15 protein-coding genes are annotated in these 17,347 nt (G+C 70.9%); 6 read left to right on the forward strand and 9 right to left on the reverse strand.

The features are described 5' to 3' along the window. The 4 genes from AOK08_RS07910 to leuA all read right to left on the reverse strand — a co-directional run. The coding region (locus AOK08_RS07910; protein WP_422125726.1) for a sensor histidine kinase at positions 1 to 1,248 on the reverse strand (1,248 nt) is incomplete at its 3' end. Positions 1,249 to 1,316: 68 nt separating this feature from the next. Then, positions 1,317 to 3,368: an MMPL family transporter gene (locus tag AOK08_RS07915; RefSeq protein WP_055524736.1), complete on the reverse strand. Its 2,052-nt coding sequence runs from the start codon at positions 3,366 to 3,368 to the stop codon at positions 1,317 to 1,319. Between the two features lie 275 nt (positions 3,369 to 3,643). Further along, positions 3,644 to 4,315, reverse strand: coding sequence for a tellurite resistance TerB family protein (locus AOK08_RS07920; RefSeq protein ID WP_055524737.1), 672 nt, complete (start codon positions 4,313 to 4,315; stop codon positions 3,644 to 3,646). A gap of 298 nt (positions 4,316 to 4,613) precedes the next feature. After that, positions 4,614 to 6,344 (reverse strand): 2-isopropylmalate synthase, encoded by a 1,731-nt coding sequence (gene leuA / locus AOK08_RS07925; RefSeq protein WP_055524738.1) that lies wholly within the window; start codon positions 6,342 to 6,344, stop codon positions 4,614 to 4,616. Between the two features lie 337 nt (positions 6,345 to 6,681). Between leuA and AOK08_RS07930 the strand changes: the two genes are divergently transcribed. The 4 genes from AOK08_RS07930 to AOK08_RS07945 all read left to right on the forward strand — a co-directional run bounded on the left by AOK08_RS07930 (position 6,682) and on the right by AOK08_RS07945 (position 10,790). Next, positions 6,682 to 7,755 (forward strand): M4 family metallopeptidase, encoded by a 1,074-nt coding sequence (locus AOK08_RS07930; protein WP_055524739.1) that lies wholly within the window; start codon positions 6,682 to 6,684, stop codon positions 7,753 to 7,755. A gap of 21 nt (positions 7,756 to 7,776) precedes the next feature. Next, positions 7,777 to 8,043, forward strand: coding sequence for a protealysin inhibitor emfourin (locus AOK08_RS07935; RefSeq protein WP_055524740.1), 267 nt, complete (start codon positions 7,777 to 7,779; stop codon positions 8,041 to 8,043). A gap of 115 nt (positions 8,044 to 8,158) precedes the next feature. Next, the gene (locus AOK08_RS07940) at positions 8,159 to 9,487 is read left to right on the forward strand and encodes a GH1 family beta-glucosidase (RefSeq protein WP_107100882.1); all 1,329 of its coding nucleotides are present in this window, start codon (positions 8,159 to 8,161) and stop codon (positions 9,485 to 9,487) included. Between the two features lie 46 nt (positions 9,488 to 9,533). Then, complete coding sequence (locus AOK08_RS07945; RefSeq protein ID WP_055524742.1) at positions 9,534 to 10,790, forward strand: MFS transporter; 1,257 nt, start codon at positions 9,534 to 9,536, stop codon at positions 10,788 to 10,790. A 33-nt stretch (positions 10,791 to 10,823) separates the two neighbouring features. Here AOK08_RS07945 and AOK08_RS07950 read toward each other — a convergent pair whose 3' ends face one another. Beyond that, a complete protein-coding gene (locus AOK08_RS07950) occupies positions 10,824 to 11,678 on the reverse strand; it encodes an NAD-dependent epimerase/dehydratase family protein (RefSeq protein ID WP_055524743.1) in 855 nt (284 codons plus the stop codon). Between the two features lie 122 nt (positions 11,679 to 11,800). Between AOK08_RS07950 and AOK08_RS07955 the strand changes: the two genes are divergently transcribed. Then, on the forward strand, positions 11,801 to 12,664 hold the full coding sequence (locus AOK08_RS07955) for a helix-turn-helix transcriptional regulator (RefSeq protein WP_055524744.1): 864 nt from the start codon (positions 11,801 to 11,803) through the stop codon (positions 12,662 to 12,664). Between the two features lie 31 nt (positions 12,665 to 12,695). On the opposite strand, the gene era is transcribed toward AOK08_RS07955, so the two are convergent. After that, positions 12,696 to 13,679: a GTPase Era gene (era, locus tag AOK08_RS07960; protein ID WP_198539156.1), complete on the reverse strand. Its 984-nt coding sequence runs from the start codon at positions 13,677 to 13,679 to the stop codon at positions 12,696 to 12,698. Positions 13,680 to 13,908: 229 nt separating this feature from the next. Between era and AOK08_RS07965 the strand changes: the two genes are divergently transcribed. Further along, entirely contained in the window at positions 13,909 to 14,247 is a 339-nt protein-coding gene (locus tag AOK08_RS07965) for a P-II family nitrogen regulator (RefSeq protein WP_055524745.1), read from the forward strand. Here the strand turns inward: AOK08_RS07965 and AOK08_RS07970 are convergent. From AOK08_RS07970 to AOK08_RS07980, 3 genes are all read right to left on the reverse strand, one after another. Beyond that, positions 14,141 to 15,184 (reverse strand): WxL protein peptidoglycan domain-containing protein, encoded by a 1,044-nt coding sequence (locus AOK08_RS07970; RefSeq protein ID WP_055524746.1) that lies wholly within the window; start codon positions 15,182 to 15,184, stop codon positions 14,141 to 14,143. The genes AOK08_RS07965 and AOK08_RS07970 overlap by 107 nt on opposite strands. Positions 15,185 to 15,344: 160 nt before the next feature. Next, on the reverse strand, positions 15,345 to 16,673 hold the full coding sequence (locus AOK08_RS07975; protein WP_055524765.1) for a hypothetical protein: 1,329 nt from the start codon (positions 16,671 to 16,673) through the stop codon (positions 15,345 to 15,347). Between the two features lie 153 nt (positions 16,674 to 16,826). Continuing rightward, on the reverse strand, positions 16,827 to 17,327 hold the full coding sequence (locus AOK08_RS07980) for a hypothetical protein (protein ID WP_055524747.1): 501 nt from the start codon (positions 17,325 to 17,327) through the stop codon (positions 16,827 to 16,829). Between the last annotated feature and the right edge of the window lie 20 nt (positions 17,328 to 17,347).

Here is a 17,347-nt window from a genome sequence, read left to right on the forward strand (position 1 = left end):
CGCCTCCAGTGTCCCGCCCACGCTCCGCGCCCGTTCCCGCATCCCCACCAGCCCGAACCCGCCGGTCCCGTCCAGCCCGTCCAGCCCGTCGGCCCCGGGGGCATCCCCCACCCCGTCGTCCGACACCTCCACCCGCAGCGCGCCCTCACCCCCGTACAGCAGCACCCGTACCGTCAGATCCTCCCGTCCCCCGTGCCGTACGGCGTTCGTGAGGGCCTCCTGGACTATCCGGTAGGCCGCCGCGCCCACGGCAGGGGGCACCTCGTCCACCCGTATCCCCAGTTCGACCTCGGCGCCCGCCGCCCGTGCCGTCTCCGCGAGGTCGGGCAGGCCGGCCAGGCCGGGGAGCGGGCCGCGTCCCTCGCCCTGGCCCGCCCGCAGCACCTCCAGCGTCGTACGGAGTTCACCCCGTGCCGTACGGCAGGTCTCGGCGATGTCGTCCAGGGCCTTGGCGACCGCCGTCCGGTCCAGGCGGTCGGGGTCGGCGGCCAGGACGTGGGCGGCGACCGACGTCTGGACGCCGACGAGGGTGATGGTGTGGGCCAGCAGGTCGTGCAGGTCGCGGGCGACGCGCAGGCGTTCCTCGGCGACGCGGCGGCGGGCCTCCTCCTCGCGTGTGCGTTCGGCCCGTTCGGCGCGCTCGACGATGGCCGACACGTACTGGCGGTAGACGCGGACGTCGATGCCGAGGAAGAGCACCGCGACGATCCAGCCGGAGATCCGCAGCAGCTCGAAGGCCTGGTGCGTGCTCACGGTGAGCATCACGCTCAGGGAGATGCCGAGAACCACGGCTCCGGTCACGATCGTGCGCAGCGGGCGGCCGGTGACGGCGACCGTGTACAGCACGATGTACGAGGCCGGGGTCGGCGCGGTGTGGTTGTAGTCGAGCGCGTGGTACGGCACGACGAGCGCCAGCAGGGCCACGAGCGCCGGCATCGGACGGCGGCGACGCCACACGATCGGCACGTACGCGGCGAGCAGCAGCGCCCAGCCGAGCGCGTCGGGGCGGCCGCCCTGGTCGAGTACGTCCGGACGGCTGCTGCCCCCGTCGGTGAACAGGGCGAGGAGCGTGCCGATCAGCGCGGCGGTCAGCGCCAGCAGCACGTCGTTGCGGAGCGCGTGCGGGGCGCTGCGCGGGTCGCGGGTGATCGCCGCCATGATCCGCTCGCCCCACCCGGCGGGGGTTTCTCTTCCCGCGGTCGTGGTCGCAGTCGCACTCGTGGTCGTGGTCGTCGTGGTCGGCTGCACGGGGTCATCCTCCGCCTGCGGGCGCCTCTCCGTCAGGGAGGGGCGCCCGCTCGTTCGTGCGACGGATGTCATACGGGTTCCGGCTGCCGTTTTGGCCGTACGGCGTCCGGGGCGTCCGGGCCGGGCCCGCGGGAGAGCGCGCCCGGCCACCACACCCGGCGGCCCAGCGCCACGCTCGCGCTCGTCACCAGGTAGGTGCGGACGAGGAACGTGTCCAGGAGCACGCCGACCGCGATCACGAACCCGAGTTCGACGAGTTGGACGAGCCCCATGTTCGTCAGCACCGCGAAGGTCGCGGCGAGGACCAGCCCGGCGGAGGCGATGACCCCGCCCGTCGTGCGCAGCGCGGTGAGCGCCGCCGCCGCCGGTTCCGCGCCCCGCAGTGCCTCCTCGCGCATCCGGTGCATGAGGAAGATGCCGTAGTCGACGCCGAGGGCGACCAGGAACACGAAGGACAGCAGCCCGAGTCCGGGGTCCGTGCCATGGAAGCCGAGCAGCGGGCCGAACACCAGTCCGCCGATGCCGAGCGAGGCGCCCCACACCGCGACCACGGCGGCCACCAGCATCAGCGGCGCGACGAGCGAGCGCAGCAGCCCGATCAGGATCAGCAGCACGGACAGCAGCACGATGGGGACCACCACCCATACGTCCCGCGCGTTGGTGTCGACCAGGTCGATCTGCTGGGCGCTCGGCCCGCCGACGTACGAGCCCTTCAGGTTCTCCCTCAACCGCTCGATGGTCGCGGTCTCGGCGGCCGACTGGGGCGCGTCCTTCGCGAAGACGGTGATCTCGGTCCAGCCGTGGCCGGTACGTTCCTTCCGCGCGACGCTGATCCCGTCGGCGCCCCGGATCGCGGTCAGGGTCTTGTCGGCCTTCCCGGCCGGGGTGATGACGCTGATGGGCTGGCTGCCCCGGTCGGGATAGGCCTTGGCCAGGGATTCCATCGCGACGACGGAGTCCGGCTTGTCGACGAAGGAGTCCTCCTGCTTGCCCGGTCCGGGCAGGTTCAGCATGCCCAGGGCGAGTGCGCCGAGCAGGACGGCGCCGCTCGCCAGGACCACCAGGGGGCGGCGTCCGGCGGAGCTGCCCATCGCGGTGAACAGCGACAGTCGGCGTGCCTTGGGCGTGCTGCCGTACGCGGGGACCAGTGGCCAGAACACACGGCGGCCCAGCAGCACGAGGATCGCGGGGAGCAGGGTCAGCATGGCGACCAGCGCGCAGAGCACGCCCACCGTGCCCAACGGGCCCATGCTGCGGCTGGAGTTGAGGTCGGCGGCCAGCAGGCACAGCACACCGGCGGCGACGGTGCCGGAGGAGGCGAGGACGGCGGGCCCGCAGCCGCGCAGGGCGGCCGTCATGGCGTCGTACGGCCGCTCGAAGCGACGAAGTTCCTCCCGGTAGCGGGAGACGAGAAGGAGGGCGTAGTCCGTGCCCGCGCCGAAGACGAGGATCGTCATGATGCCCGTGCTCTGGCCCGAAATCGTCGTACCGAAGGCCTGGTTGAGGCCGTAGGCGACGCCCGTCGACAGGAAGTCGGCGATGCCCGCGACGACGAGCGGGACCAGCCACAGCACCGGGCTGCGGTAGATGAGGATCAGGAGCAGGGCGACCACGGCGACCGTGGTGTAGAGCAGCGGTCCGCCGAGCGAGTTGTAGACCCCGGCGGCGTCGGTGGCCAGCGCCCCGGGCCCGCCGACCTCGACACTCAACCCGCCCTCGGTGTGCGCGACTTGGCGCACGTCGTTGACGAGGGCGTCCCGCTTCTTCTCGTCGGTGCCGGGCTCGTTGCTGGTCACCGGGTACATGAGCGTGGTGCCGTCGGCGGAGGGCACGCCCTTCGGGGTGGCCGTCAGGACGTGCCCGCCGGCGATCCGGTCGACCTGTCCGGCGGCCGTGGTCCTGTCGGCTGCGGTGAGTCCGCCGTCGCGGTGGTAGACGAGGACCAGTTGGGTGGTCTCGCCGCCGGGCAACTCGTCCTGGGTCCTGGCCACTCGGGTGGAGTCGGCGTTCGCGGGCAGATAGTCGGTGATCCGGTTGTGCTGCACCTCGGAGAGCTTCGCCGCGAACGGGCCCACGATCGCGAGCACCCCGATCCACAGCCCGAGCACGAGCCAGGGCACGCTCCGCCCTCGACGCGCGCCCGCCCCTGTCTTCACAGCCCCTCTGGACCCCTCGGACCCCTCGGACCTCTTGGTCCCCTTAGCTCCCTTAGTCCCCTTGGTCTCCATGGCCCCCATGTCGGGGCCCTCCCCTCGTCCGGACTTCTGGATGGATGACGCTCACCAGAATTCCGCCGCGCGGAGGCGGATTCGTCGCGCGGGAGGGCGAGTTCGGGGGTACTCCCGGGGGTGGCCGGGAGCGTCCGTTACTCCCTGAGGAGTAGTGGGACGGGGTACTACGACGGTGTGCGCGCCGCCGCCAGCAGCCGGGTCACGTCGTCGCCGCAGATCGTCAGTGCCGCCCCGACGGTCGTGAGGACGTCGCGTTCCGCCGGTGTGTACGGGCCGTCGGCCAGGGCGACGCGGGCGCCCTGGAGGAGAATCGATTCCCGGCCCGGGGTCGCCAGGTGGGGGGCCAGGGGGTCCAGGGCCTCGTGGAGCTCTATGGCGAGGCCCGAGCCGCACGGGGGGCCGAAGAGCCGGCCCGTGTCGGCGGCCAGGGCGTCCACCAGGGCCGCGAGCTGGTCCTCCGTACAGTCGTCGAAGCCCGCCGCGCGGACGCCGGTCACCGCTGTCTCCAGGGTGAGGCGGGTGTGGGTGCCGCCGGCGGCGAGGACCGCGAGGGCGACCGTGTGGACGGCGTCGCGGAGCATGGCGGAGAAGCGGGTCGTGGTGGGGTGGTCGAGGACGTCCGTGCCGTAGTGGTGCTGGCAGGCCGCGCATTCGACGACCGGGCCGGTCTCGCCGCGCGGCAGGATCGGCACGCCGAGAAAGGTGAAGCGGCGACGGCCGGTCAGCCGCTGGTAGTTGCGGTCTCCGCCGCAGCCCGGGCAGAAGAACTCGCCGTCACCGACACCGGCCCAGACCGTACGGGAGCCCAGGACGCGTGCCGTCCGGCCTCCGCGCACGAGGCGGCCGACCCGGCCGTCCCGACCGTCCCGACCGTCCCGGCTCTCTCGGCTGTCCCGTCCCCGTCCTTGGAGCACGTCGCACCTCCGGTAACTCCCCCACTGCCTGTTGCAGGGCGCGAGAGGTACCCCCACCGGCAACACCGCCGCGCTGGCGTGATGTTAGCCACATTGTTCATGTGTAGTCAGTACCCAGGACCGGACCTGCCCATGACCAACCTGGGTTTGGCCAGTAAACGACGGCCGCCCCGCCCGCCACGAAGGGCGGACGGGGCGTGAAACCAACCGGTCGGGTGAGTCAGCGGCCCGCGCGGTTGACGGCGGAGACGACCGCCTTCAGCGAGGCGCGGGTCGTGTTGGCGTCGATGCCGATGCCCCACAGGACCTTGTCGCCGATGGCGACCTCGATGTAGGAGGCGGCCTGCGCGGAGGCGCCCTCGCTCATCGTGTGCTCGGTGTAGTCCAGCAGCCGGGCGTCGATGTCCAGGCCCTGCAACGCGTCGAAGAACGCCGAGATCGGGCCGTTGCCCGTGCCCGACAAGGTGGTCTCGACGCCGTCGACCTCGGCCTCGACGGTGAGGGTGTCCACGCCGTCCTTGTCGGTGGTCGACTGGCCGGTCCTGACCTGGATGCGGCCCCAGGGGTTCTCCGGGTTCGGCAGGTACTCGTCCTGGAAGATCGTCCAGATGTCCTTCGGCGTGACCTCGCCGCCCTCGGCGTCCGTCTTCGCCTGGATCAGCTTGGAGAACTCGATCTGCATCCGGCGCGGCAGGTCCAGCTTGTGGTCGTTCTTCAGGACGTACGCGATTCCGCCCTTGCCGGACTGCGAGTTGACCCGGATGACCGCCTCGTAGGACCGGCCCACGTCCTTCGGGTCGATCGGCAGGTACGGGACCGCCCACTCGATGTCGTCGACTGTGACGCCCTTGGCGGCGGCGTCGGCCTCCATCGCGTCGAAGCCCTTCTTGATGGCGTCCTGGTGGGAGCCGGAGAAGGACGTGTAGACCAGGTCGCCCACGTACGGGTGGCGCGGGTGGACCTCCATCTGGTTGCAGTACTCCCACGTACGACGGATCTCGTCGATGTCGGAGAAGTCGATCTGCGGGTCGACACCCTGCGAGAACAGGTTCATGCCCAGGGTGACCAGGTCGACGTTGCCGGTGCGCTCGCCCTGGCCGAACAGACAGCCCTCGACGCGGTCGGCGCCGGCCATCAGCGCCAGTTCGGCGGCGGCGACGGCCGTACCGCGGTCGTTGTGCGGGTGGATGGAGAGGACGACGTGCTCGCGGCGGGTCAGGTTGCGGCCCATCCACTCGAAGCGGTCCGCGTGCGTGGAGGGGGTCGAGCGCTCCACCGTGGCGGGCAGGTTGAGGATGATCTCGCGGCCCGGGCCGGGCTGCCAGACGTCCATGACCGCCTCGCAGACCTCCAGCGCGAAGTCCAGCTCGGTGTCGGTGAAGATCTCGGGGCTGTACTGGTAGCCGAACTCCGTCTCGGGGCCCAACAGCTTCTCGGCGTAGTCCATGACCAGCCGGGTGCCGTCGACGGCGATCTGCTTGATCTGGTCCTTGGAGCCGCGGAAGACGACCCGGCGGAAGACGGGGGCGGTCGCGTTGTACAGGTGGACGGTCGCGCGCCTGGCGCCCTTCAGGGACTCCACGGTCCGCTCGATCAGGTCCTCGCGGGCCTGGGTCAGTACGGAGATGGTGACGTCGTCCGGGATCGCGCCCGGCTCCTCGATGATCGAGCGGACGAAATCGAAGTCCGTCTGGCCGGAGGCCGGGAAACCGACCTCGATCTCCTTGTAGCCCATCTTGACCAGCAGATCGAACATCGCGCGCTTGCGGGCGGGCGACATGGGGTCGATCAGCGACTGGTTGCCGTCACGCAGGTCGGTGGAGAGCCAGCGGGGGGCGACGGTGATCCGGTTTCCGGGCCAGGTGCGGTCGGCGATGTCGACCTGCTCGTACTGGCCGTACTTGTGGATCGGCATGGAACTGGGCTGCTGGCGATTGGCACTGTGGGCCATGATGCGTGGGCTCCTCGTGGTGTCCTGAAGGACGGCCGACGGCGCAACGCCAGACTCCGCGGGGAGGGGGTCGGCCTACTTACAGGCCCTCACCGCGGCAGCTAAGGAGGAGCAGCCCGAAACGCATGATGCGAAGCATGCTAGCCGAGCCGCGCCGGGTGCGCGGGCCTGTATCACTATGCGGGACTGCTGCCAGTATGCGGGAGCAGGTGGATAAATGGGGCAAAAGGTGTTCCATACCACTCCGTCACTGAATGATGGCCTCCTTGCCCCGGTATTTCACCAATCATGGTTGCGGGTAGTGACAGCGGCATGACTGGATGCAAGGGTGCCGGGCATGACGACACACGGGGGCCATGAGCCCGTCTTCTGCACCATCATCCCGCCGCACGTCCTCGACAAGGCGGCCCAGTCCGACGACCCGGTGCTCGCCGGGCCCGCCCGCCGCACACTGGAGCGCGACGCCTTCGAGCGCACCCACAGGCGGCTGACCACCGTCCTCGGCGCACCCGCCGTCGCCCTGCCCGAGTCGGCGGCCGAGGGGAAGGCGCTGCGGACCATCTACGACGCCGAACACGGCCAGAACCTGCCCGGCACCCTGGTCCGCTCCGAGGGCTCCGACCCGGGCCCGGACGCCACCGTCAACCGCGCCTACGCCGGTCTGGGCGCCACCTTCGACCTCTATCTGAAGGTGTACGGGCGCAACTCGATCAACGGCGAGGGTCTGCCGCTCGACGCCACCGTGCACTACGACGAGGACTACAACAACGCCTTCTGGAACGGCGAACAGATGGTGTTCGGCGACGGTGACGGCGAGATCTTCCTCGACTTCACCCTGCCCGTCGACGTCATCGGCCACGAGCTGACCCACGGCGTCACGCAGTACACCGCCAATCTGACCTACTTCGGCCAGCCGGGCGCGCTCAACGAGTCGATGTCGGACGTCTTCGGCTCGCTCATCAAGCAGTACTCGCTCGGCCAGACCGCCGCCGAGGCCGACTGGCTGATCGGCGCGGGCCTGCTCGCACCGCGCGTCACCGGCGTGGCCCTGCGCTCGATGAAGGCCCCGGGCACGGCGTACGACGACGACGTGCTCGGCAAGGACCCGCAGCCCGCGACGATGGACGGCTATGTCCGCACCGGGCGCGACAACGGCGGCGTCCACCTCAACAGCGGTATCCCCAACCACGCCTTCTACCTCGCGGCCACCGCCCTCGGCGGCCACGCCTGGGAGAAGGCCGGGCAGATCTGGTACGACGTGCTGACCGGCGGCGAGCTGGGCGCACAGGCGCAGTTCACGGACTTCGCCACGCTCACGGTCGCCGCCGCGCGGGCCCGGTACGGCGACGGCGGCGACGAACTCCAGGCCGTGCTGAAGGCCTGGGAGCAGGTAGGGGTGCGCACGCTCTAGTTCCGTACTAGACAGGGGCCCATGCGTATTCAGGTGAGGCGTACGGGTGGTTTCGCGGGCATCGAACGGCACGCCCAGGTGGACACCTCGGGCCGCCCCGATGCCCACGAATGGCACGCCCTGGCCGGTCAGGCGGTCGCAGCCGGTCTGACCACCCGCCCGGCCGGGGTCCCGGACGGCTTCGGCTACGAGATCACGGTGGACGGGAAGACGGTGTACTGCGCCGACCCCCGGCTCACCGAGGAGCAACGGAAGCTGATCTCAAGGGTGTTGAAAGAGGGGGCTTAGCACGGCTTAGCACGGGTGTCGGCGGGTGTCGACGGGTGGGGTGGCGCGCGACTGGCTCTACCGGCTCAACTGGCTGTTCACGCCCAACCGTTGACACCCGTTACCCCCGGTACCCATGATCCGGCCCATGGCGATCAACCCGATACCCCAGTTCCCGGCCGGCTTCCTGTGGGGCGTGTCCACCTCGGCGCACCAGATCGAGGGAGCGGCGGACCAGCGCGAGCAGTCCGTGTGGGACACCTTCACGGCCGAGCCCGGCCGGGTGAAGGACGGCTCGACGGCGGCGGTGGCCTGCGACCACTTCCACCGCTACCCCGAGGACGTGGCCCTGCTGGCCGGCCTCGGCGTGGACGCGTACCGCTTCTCCGTCTCCTGGCCGCGCGTGAACTTCCCCGGCGGCCTGGACTTCTACGACCGTCTGGTGGACGAGCTGTGCGCGGCGGGCGTACGACCCGTCCCGACCCTCTTCCACTGGGACCTGCCTGCGGACCTGGACTGGCTGGAGCGGGACACCGCTTCCCGGTTCGCCGATCACGTGGCCGTCGTCGCCGAGCGGCTCGGCGACCGCGTGAACAAGTGGATCACTCTCAACGAGCCCGCCGAGCACACCCTGTTCGGGCACGCCCTGGGCGCCCACGCGCCGGGCAGACAGCTGATGTTCGACGCGCTCCCGGCCGCCCACCACCAGCTCCTCGGCCACGGCCTGGCCGTACGGGCCCTGCGCGCCGCCGGTGCCACGGACATCGGGATCGCCAACTCGCACGGGCCGACCTGGCCGGTGTCGCGGGAGCAGGCGGACCTGGAGGCGGCCGGGTTCTACGACCTCCTCCTCAACCGGCTGTTCGCCGACCCGGTCCTGCTGGGCGAATACCCGGAAGGCCTGGGCGAGTTGATGCCGGGCGACGTGGCGGCCGACCTGAAGGTGATCGGGGAGCCGCTCGACTTCTACGGCGTCAACTACTACTCGCCGACGAAGGTGGGCGCGCCGCAGGGCACCGACATCGAGTTCGGCGGCCTGACGATCCCGGCCGAACTCCCCTTCTCCGTCCACGAGATCGAGGACGTCCCGGTGACGGACTTCGGCTGGCCCGTCGTACCGGAAGCGCTCACGGAGCTGCTCACCACCTTCCGGGACCGGTACGGCGACCGGCTGCCGCCCGTCGTCATCACCGAGAACGGCTGCTCGTACGAGGGGCTCGACGACCAGGACCGGATCGCCTACCTGGACGGTCATGTCCGGGCGCTGCACCGGGCGTTGGAGGCGGGCGTCGACGTACGCGGCTACTTCGTGTGGTCGCTGCTGGACAACTTCGAGTGGGCGGAGGGGTACGCACGGCGGTTCGGGCTGGTCCATGTGGACTTCGAGACGCTGGAACGGACACCCAAGGCCTCGTACGGCTGGTTCAAGGAGCTTCTCCGGGCGCAGAAGGACAAGAGGGACTGAGGGACTGAGGGACTGAGGGACTGAGGGCGATCGAGGGCGGGCGAGGATGACTGAGGTGTCCCGCTCGGTGGGTGCGCTCGCCGAGCCCGTCGAGCGGGTCGGGCGGGGGTGGACCGCCTCGCTCTCGCTCGCCAACGGGGCGATCTGGGTGGGCTGGTTCGGGCCGCTGCAGATCCTGCTCGCCGCCCAGGCCGAGGACTTCGCGCCCGGCACCGGGATGTCCAAGGAGACCCTGCTGGCGTGGGTGGCGGGCGCGGGCGCCCTGGTGTCGCTGGCGGCGAACCCGGCCTTCGGCGCGCTGTCGGACCGTACGACGTCGCGGTGGGGGCGCCGTACGCCGTGGATCGTGGCCGGTGCGGCGGGCGGCGCGCTGTCGTTGCTGCTGCTCGCGGGGGCCAGTGGGCTGTGGACGATGGTGGCGGGGTGGTGTCTGGTCCAGTTGACCCTGAACGCGGCCTTCGCCGCCGTCACGGCCGCCGTCCCGGACCGTGTTCCCCGGCTTCAACGGGGTTCGGTGGGCGGCTGGTTGGGCGTGGCGCAGATTCTGGGTGTGGTGGGCGGGACCGGCCTCGCGACGGCGGTGGGCGGAGTGGGTGCGGGGTATGCGGCGTGCGCCGCGTTCACACTGCTGGGTGTGCTGCCGTATGTCCTGCGGCACCCGGATCTGCGGCTCGCGGCCGAGGACAGGCCGGTGTGGTCCTGGCGGGGCTTCCTGACCGGGTTCTGGATCAGCCCGCGCCGCCATCCGGACCTGGGCTGGGCCTGGCTGACCCGTTTCCTGATCAATCTGAGCAACGCGCTGGTGCTGATGTACCTCCTGTACTACCTGCGCGACCGTCTCGGCCACTCCGACCCCGAGGGCGGAGTCCTCGTCCTGACGGCGGTGAACGGCGTGACGCTGCTCGCCACCGTCGTCGTGGGCGGGGCCTGGTCGGACCGGGTGGGCCGCCGCAAGCCGTTCGTGCTCTGGTCGGGCGTACTGATGGCGGTGGCGACGGCGATGCTGGCCGGCTGGCAGACCTGGCCGGGGGCGATCGTCGCGGCGGCGGTCCTCGGGGTCGGGTTCGGTGTGTTCACGTCGGTCGACTTCGCCCTGATGACGGACGTCCTGCCCACGGCGCTGGACCGGGGCAAGGACCTGGGCGTGATCAACGTGGCCAACGCCCTGCCGCAGGTCGCGGCCCCCGCCCTCGCCGCCCCGATCGTGACGTACCTCGGCGGATATCGGGTGCTGTATCTGGTGGCTGCCGTGATCGGGCTGGCGGGGGCTGTGCTGGTGGGGCGGATACGGGGGGTCGAGTGACGCGGGCCGGGGTGGTTCCTCGTACCCGTGCGGTCACAGGGCGCCCGCGTCCCGGGCCGCGTAGACGCTGGGGTACAGCGGGCGGTAGCCGAGTTCCCTGCGGATGCGTTCGGTGGAGGTGATCCCGAACCACGGGTCGGGGTCGGTGTTCTCGTACAGCTCGGCGGGGACCTCGACCCCGTTGAGCTGGTGCAGTTCGACCGCTGTGACGGGGGCGTAGTCGCCGATGTTGTAGATCCGGCCGTCGATGCCCGGTGCTTGCAGGATGCGGAGGAGGCCCTGGGCGACGTCGGCGTGGTGTCCCATCTGCAGGCGCTTGGCCGCCGCCCAGTCCTTGGCCCACATCAGTGACTGGGCGAGGTGGGGGTCGCCCTCGCCGTAGACGAAGGGGAGCCGGGCGACGCGGACGTCCAGCCCCTCCATCGCGAGCAGTTGCCGTTCGGCCTCCGCCTTCGACTCGGGGTACGCGCCCCACATCGGGCCGCCGGGCCGGGACTCGTCCTCCTCGACCAGCAGGCGGCCCCGTCCGGTGCCGTACACGAGACACGTGCTGACCTGCACGAACCGTCCCACGCCCGAGGCCAGCGCGGCGCGGCCCAGTTCGATCGCGGCGTCCCTGTTGACGGCCCGCGCCTCCTCGTCCGGGACCCCTCGGAAGGAGGCAGCGACGTTCACGACCGCGTCCACCCCGGCTACCGCCTTGCCGAGCGTCTCCGCATCGCGCAGATCCCCGACGACGACCTCTGCGCCCAGCTCGGCGGCCCGCTCCCCACGGGCCTCGTCACGCACCAGGACCCGTACCCTCTCCCCCGCCCGGCTCTGCGCCAGCAGCCTCGGCAGGAAGCGCCGGCCGACCTGTCCCGTCGTACCCGTCACCAGTGTCAGCATGATCTTCTCCTTCGGTCTGGTGCCACCACTCTCCGGCGGAGCCGTCGGACGCGGGAGAGACCCGTCGATCATGGGATCGGGAGTCCCTGGATAAGCCGGGCGGGCGGCGACATCCTGGAGAGGTGAACCGAGCCGAACTCGCCGACTTCCTGCGCCATGGGCGTGCCCGTCTGGAGCCCTCGGCGGTGGGCCTCCCGCCCGGCGCCCGCCGCCGTACGCCAGGTCTGCGCCGCGAGGAGGTGGCGGCGCTCGCCGGTATGTCGGTGGACTACTACACGCGCCTGGAGCAGTCCCGGGGCCCGCGCCCGTCCCGCCAGATGCTGACCGCGCTGGCCCGCGCCCTGCGCCTCACCGACGACGAACGCGACCATCTCTTTCATCTGGCGGGTGAGGAGCCGCCCCGGCGCGAGAGCGCGTCCGGGCACGTACGTCCGGGGCTGCTGCTGATCCTCGACCGGCTGCACGACACCCCGGCCCAGGTGTCGACCGACTGCGGCGAGGTCCTGGCGCAGAACGCGATGGCATGCGCGTTGACGGGGGACGTGTCGGCCCGTCCGCCACGGGAGCGGAACGTCGTACGCCGGTTCTTCACGGACCCGGCCTCCCGGGCGCTGTTCCCGCCGGAGGACCTCGCCGGGCACGCGCGCGCCCATGTGGCGAACCTGCGGGCGGTCGCCGCGGCCCGGCCCGACGATCCGGTGCCGCGCGCGCTGGTGGCCGAACTACGGGCGGCGAGCGCGGAGTTCGCGCGACTGTGGGAGACGCACGAGGTGGCGGTACGGCGGGCCGCCACGAAGCGGTTCGTGCATCCGGTGGTGGGGCTGCTGGAACTGGACTGCGAGGTCATGCTGGCCCACGACCACCGCCAACTGCTCGTCGTCCACACGGCCCGGCCGGGGACGGAGTCGTACGAGCGGTTGCGGTTGCTGCGGGTGGTGGGCACGCAGGAGCTGTCACCTCACAAGCTGTCACCTCACGGCGGGTGAGGTGGTGTGGGGTTTTGTTGGGGGGAACCCGTCAGAACCCGAGCTTCCGCAACTGACGGGGATCCCGCTGCCAGTCCTTCGCGACCTTCACATGAAGGTCCAGGAAGACCGGCGTACCGAGCAGCGCCTCGATCTGCTTGCGGCTCTTGATGCCGACGTCCTTCAGTCGCTTGCCCTTCGGGCCGATGATGATGCCCTTCTGGCTGGGCCGCTCGATGTAGACGAAGGCGTGGATGTCGAGGAGCGGCTTGTCGGCGGGACGGTCCTCGCGGGGGAGCATCTCCTCGACCACGACCGCGATCGAGTGGGGCAGCTCGTCGCGTACGCCCTCCAGCGCGGCCTCGCGGATCAGCTCCGCGATCATGACCTGCTCGGGCTCGTCGGTGAGGTCGCCCTCCGGGTAGAGCGCCGGGCCCTCGGGGAGGAGGGGGACCAGCAGGTCGGCCAGGAGATCCACCTGCTTGTCGGCCACCGCCGACACCGGCACGATCTCCGCCCACTCGAAGCCCAGCTCACGCCCGAGCTGGTCGATCGCGATGAGCTGCTCGGCGAGCGCCTTGCCCTCCACCAGGTCGGTCTTCGTGACGATCGCGATCTTCGGCGTCTTCTTGATCGCCGCCAGTTCCTTCGCGATGAAACGGTCGCCGGGGCCCAGCTTCTCGTTCGCCGGGAGGCAGAAGCCGATGACGTCGACCTCGGCCCACGTCGTCCGCACGACGTCGTTCAGACGTTCGCCCAGCAGCGTGCGCGGCTTGTGCAGGCCCGGGGTGTCGACCAGGATCAACTGGGCGTCGGGACGGTGCACGATGCCCCGTACCGTGTGCCGCGTGGTCTGCGGCTGGTCCGCGGTGATCGCCACCTTCTGGCCGACCAGAGCGTTCGTGAGGGTGGACTTGCCCGCGTTGGGGCGGCCCACGAAGCAGGCGAAACCGGCGCGGTGCGCGGCCGATCCCTCCGACGGAACGGTCGGCTCGGTCGGCTCGGATGACGGGGTACGAACACTCATGGCGCCCATTGTCCCTGATCCACGGAGACCCGCCGCACGCCGTACCCCCGCCGGGCCCGGCGGACAGGCCTCCGTGAGGCCTGCGTAAGCCTTACGGCGCACGCCTGGAGCGCATACGATCACGGCGTCCTGGGCCACGGAGTCGCGGTCACGGTCAGGCCGTTGACTCCTCCCAGCTCCCCCCACTCTCCTCCCCCCGCACTTCCCACTCCTCCGCGCAGAAGGTCACGAGCCAGGCATGAAGCTCATCACCGCGATCGTCAAGCCGTACCGTCTCGACGAGGTCAAGACCGCGCTCCAGGAGGTCGGCGTGCACGGTCTGACCGTGACCGAGGCCAGTGGGTACGGGCGCCAGCGCGGGCACACCGAGGTGTACCGGGGCGCCGAGTACCAGGTGGACCTCGTCCCCAAGGTCCGTATCGAGGTCGTCGTCGACGACGCGGACGCGGAGACCGCGATCGAGGCGATCGTCAGGGCCGCGCGGACGGGGAAGATCGGGGACGGGAAGGTGTGGGTGCTTCCGGTGGAGACGGTGGCACGGGTCCGGACGGGCGAGCGCGGTCCCGACGCGCTCTGAACCACCTCACCCCCAGTACCGACCCCACCGCGCCGAACACCACGACCACCCCCGCCGTGAGCCACGGCAGCGCGAAGAAGGACACGCTCGCCGACTCCCGGGTGTCCTTGGCGTACGCCGTCAACGTGATGTCTCCCCAGTCGAGCTGGGGTGCGCCGTGCCAGGGTTCGGTGAGCCTGACCCGTTGGCCGGGCAGCAGCTCGGAGGGGATCCTGTTGAGGTCGCGGGCGAGCAGCGTACGGCCGAACAGGCCCCGCGCCCGTATCTCCACGCGGGGGTCGAGGGTGACGTTCCCGGTGTTGTGGAGGGTGTAGGAGATCGTCGTGGTGCTGTCGCCGAGGCCGGGGACGAGGGGCCGGTGGTCGCTGGCCCGGACCCGCTCGACGGCGATCGCGGCCACGGCCGGCCCGTTCACCCGCAGATAGACCCGCGCCCCTACCGCCCGCTGCACCCCGAGTGCCAGGGAGCCGTCGCCCGTGTCGATCCGTTCGTCGAGGGCGACCAGCGCGCCCACATGGTCGCCGGGTTCGGCCCCTTCGGGCACCCGGAGGGTGAAGGGGACGGTGACCGACCTGTGCGGGGGCACGGTGACCCGGGACTTCACGGGCCGCGCCCAGGCGCCGACGCCGCGCTGCCTCTCGTGGAGGGTGCGTACCGCGAACCCGCCGTCGCGCGCGGTGTTGTAGGCGTCGGCCGCGTACAGCCGGAAGGTGAGCGGCCCGCCCGTCTTGTTGGCGACGGTGACCTTGTCCTCGACCGCCGTACCGGGATCGGCGGAGAGATAGAAGTACGGGCGCTGTGCCACGGCGGAGGCGATGGGGAAGACCGACCAACTGCCGTTGTCGGCGGCCCGGGCGGACGCGGCCGTCAGGAGTGACGTACCGAGCGCGGCCAGCAGCATCATGGGGAGCGCGAGAAGGGCGTACGGCTTACGCATGGGTGCGGACCCCCACGGACGAGGTGGGTGGCGGGCGGGTGCGCGCCCGGCCACCGGCTGACGAACCGACGAACTGCCGTTCACATGCGGGGTGTTCGGATCTGCACTGTTTGGATCTGCGCAGTTTGGGATCTGCACTGTTTGGGATCTGCGCTGTTCCTCAGGTGAGGGTGAGGGTGAGGACGCCGGAGTACGAGCCCGGCGGGGTGAACGCCGGTACGTCCAGCGACAGTCCGGCGTCGACGGTGAACTCGCCGCCGGTGACCGTGCCGTCGGGCGTGGAGGCCAGGGTGGCTCCCGCGCCGCCCACCGCACCGGGGGAACCGGCCCGGCAGGTGCTGGGACTTCCGGGCTTGGTGGCACAGGCCGGGGTCCAACTGAGCTTGCCGGCGTCGATCTTGGCGCCGGGTCCGGTGAAGTCGGTGACCTTGCCGGTCAGGGACCAGCCCGCGGGTCCGCCGCGGAAGTCCTTGACGGTCACCGTCTGCAGCGAGCCCGTGGAGGCGCCGCCCTTGCCGAAGTCGACCGCCTTCAACTGGACGGAGTCCCCGGCCTGGGTCATGGAGAGGTCACCGGCCTTGACGGTGGTGGTGAGCTTCTGGCTGTTGTTGGGAATGGGCGTGTCGTCGATGACGACGTAGGCGGCCGGACCCGCGCCCTTGCTGTCGTTCCACGCGCTGCCCTCGTACGCCACGATCCCGGTCGTCGTCTTGTCCTTGACGACGAGGGTGCCGCTGAAGGCGCCCTGGGAGTTGGCCGTCACGGTCGCGGTGTCGGCGGTCTGGGTGGCCCCGGACCGGCCGGCGAGCGTGACCGTGGCACCCGCGCCGAAGTTGGCGCCGGTCACGGTGACCGTGGCCCCGGGCGCTCCGGAGGCCGAACCCAGCGTGATGGCGCGGGTGTTGGGCTGGGTCACATCCGTCGCCGTGACCGTCTCGGAGACGGGCGCGGGCGGGGTGATGACCGTGCACGGGGTGTCCAGCTCAAGGATGTAGCTGGTGTGGATGTTGTAGTCGCCGGGCGAGAGGGTGATCGCGCCGGGCGCGGTGACCTTGAAGGTGCCGGTCATCTCGAAGGGCGGGAAGGCGCCCTTGCCGGGCACGGGGTCGTTCTTCTTGGGCCCCGCGACGGTGATGCTCCCGGTCTGCGCCCCGCCCAGGGTGACCTTTCCGGTGGGCGTCATGATGTCGGCCGGCAGCGCGAGGTCGGTGGGATTGCTCGCGGCCGGCTTGACCACCTTGTAGGTCACGGTGACGGTGTCGCCGACCTTGGGCGCGGTCTTGTCCACCGTGATCTGTCCGGTGGTGGTGCCGTCGATCGGCGGGATGCCCGCTATCGGCGGCGGTACACAGTGCGTGCCGTAGTCCACGGCGGCTGACGCCGTGGCGACCGCTCCGGCCGGGACGGCCAGCGCACCGCCCGCGGTGACCGCGAGAGCGGTCGCCCCGAGCAGCGCGGCGATACGCCGTCTTCGGCCGGTCGAACCCATGGATGCCGTGTTGGCCATGGTTGCCCCCTCTGAGGGATGCGGGCGCAGCGGCTCATCTGCGCCGACAGGGGGCCATTGATGTGCAGGCCGGGTGAGAAGTCAATGCATAGGTGACGATCCGTCAGTTCTCGGCGACAAACGGCAAAGGGCCCGTCACTCGAAGACGAACGGTCCCGGCACCTGGTTCGCGGCGGTCGGGGTGCAGGTCACGGTGATGCCGAAGAGCACCATCTTGAGGGTGCCGCCGCCCGCTTCCAGGCTGTCACCGGGGGCGACGGTGCCGGTCAGCGGTCCGACGGTGACGGTGGCACCGGTGGGCGTGGCCGGGTTCCTGGTGCCGGTGAAGGCGGTGGTGCCGCCGGTCGCCTTCGCCAGGGTCAGCGTGGAGGCGATCGAGTCGGCGGCGAGCGGGAGCGGGGCGGTGATGTTCGAGTGGACGGTGATCGTGGCCGAGGTGCCGTCCTGTGTGACGGTGAGGATGGTAGAACCGCCGCCGAAGAAACCGCAGTTGTAGCTGAGGGCCGCGGCGGCGGGGGCGACGGCCACCGCGGCCGGCGCGAAGGCCAGACCGGTGACGGCGAGCGAGCCCGCCGCCAGTACCGCACCGATACCGAGCCGTCTGCGCGCGGGCCGGCGTACTGTCGTGCTTCTCATCGATCGGATTCCCTTCCCTG

It is taken from the genome of Streptomyces graminilatus (assembly GCF_001418565.1).
GTDB classification, from domain to species: domain Bacteria; phylum Actinomycetota; class Actinomycetes; order Streptomycetales; family Streptomycetaceae; genus Streptomyces; species Streptomyces graminilatus.

Coding starts and splice junctions, on each gene's coding strand:
- AOK08_RS07935 (WP_055524740.1), top strand. CDS start 7,777: ATGCGTATTCAGGTGAGGCGTACGGGTGGTTTCGCGGGCATCGAACGG.
- AOK08_RS07980 (WP_055524747.1), bottom strand. CDS start 17,327: ATGAGAAGCACGACAGTACGCCGGCCCGCGCGCAGACGGCTCGGTATC.
- AOK08_RS07965 (WP_055524745.1), top strand. CDS start 13,909: ATGAAGCTCATCACCGCGATCGTCAAGCCGTACCGTCTCGACGAGGTC.
- AOK08_RS07950 (WP_055524743.1), bottom strand. CDS start 11,678: ATGCTGACACTGGTGACGGGTACGACGGGACAGGTCGGCCGGCGCTTC.
- AOK08_RS07970 (WP_055524746.1), bottom strand. CDS start 15,184: ATGCGTAAGCCGTACGCCCTTCTCGCGCTCCCCATGATGCTGCTGGCC.
- AOK08_RS07975 (WP_055524765.1), bottom strand. CDS start 16,673: ATGGGTTCGACCGGCCGAAGACGGCGTATCGCCGCGCTGCTCGGGGCG.
- AOK08_RS07940 (WP_107100882.1), top strand. CDS start 8,159: ATGATCCGGCCCATGGCGATCAACCCGATACCCCAGTTCCCGGCCGGC.
- AOK08_RS07930 (WP_055524739.1), top strand. CDS start 6,682: ATGACGACACACGGGGGCCATGAGCCCGTCTTCTGCACCATCATCCCG.
- era (WP_198539156.1), bottom strand. CDS start 13,679: ATGGGCGCCATGAGTGTTCGTACCCCGTCATCCGAGCCGACCGAGCCG.
- AOK08_RS07945 (WP_055524742.1), top strand. CDS start 9,534: ATGACTGAGGTGTCCCGCTCGGTGGGTGCGCTCGCCGAGCCCGTCGAG.
- leuA (WP_055524738.1), bottom strand. CDS start 6,344: ATGGCCCACAGTGCCAATCGCCAGCAGCCCAGTTCCATGCCGATCCAC.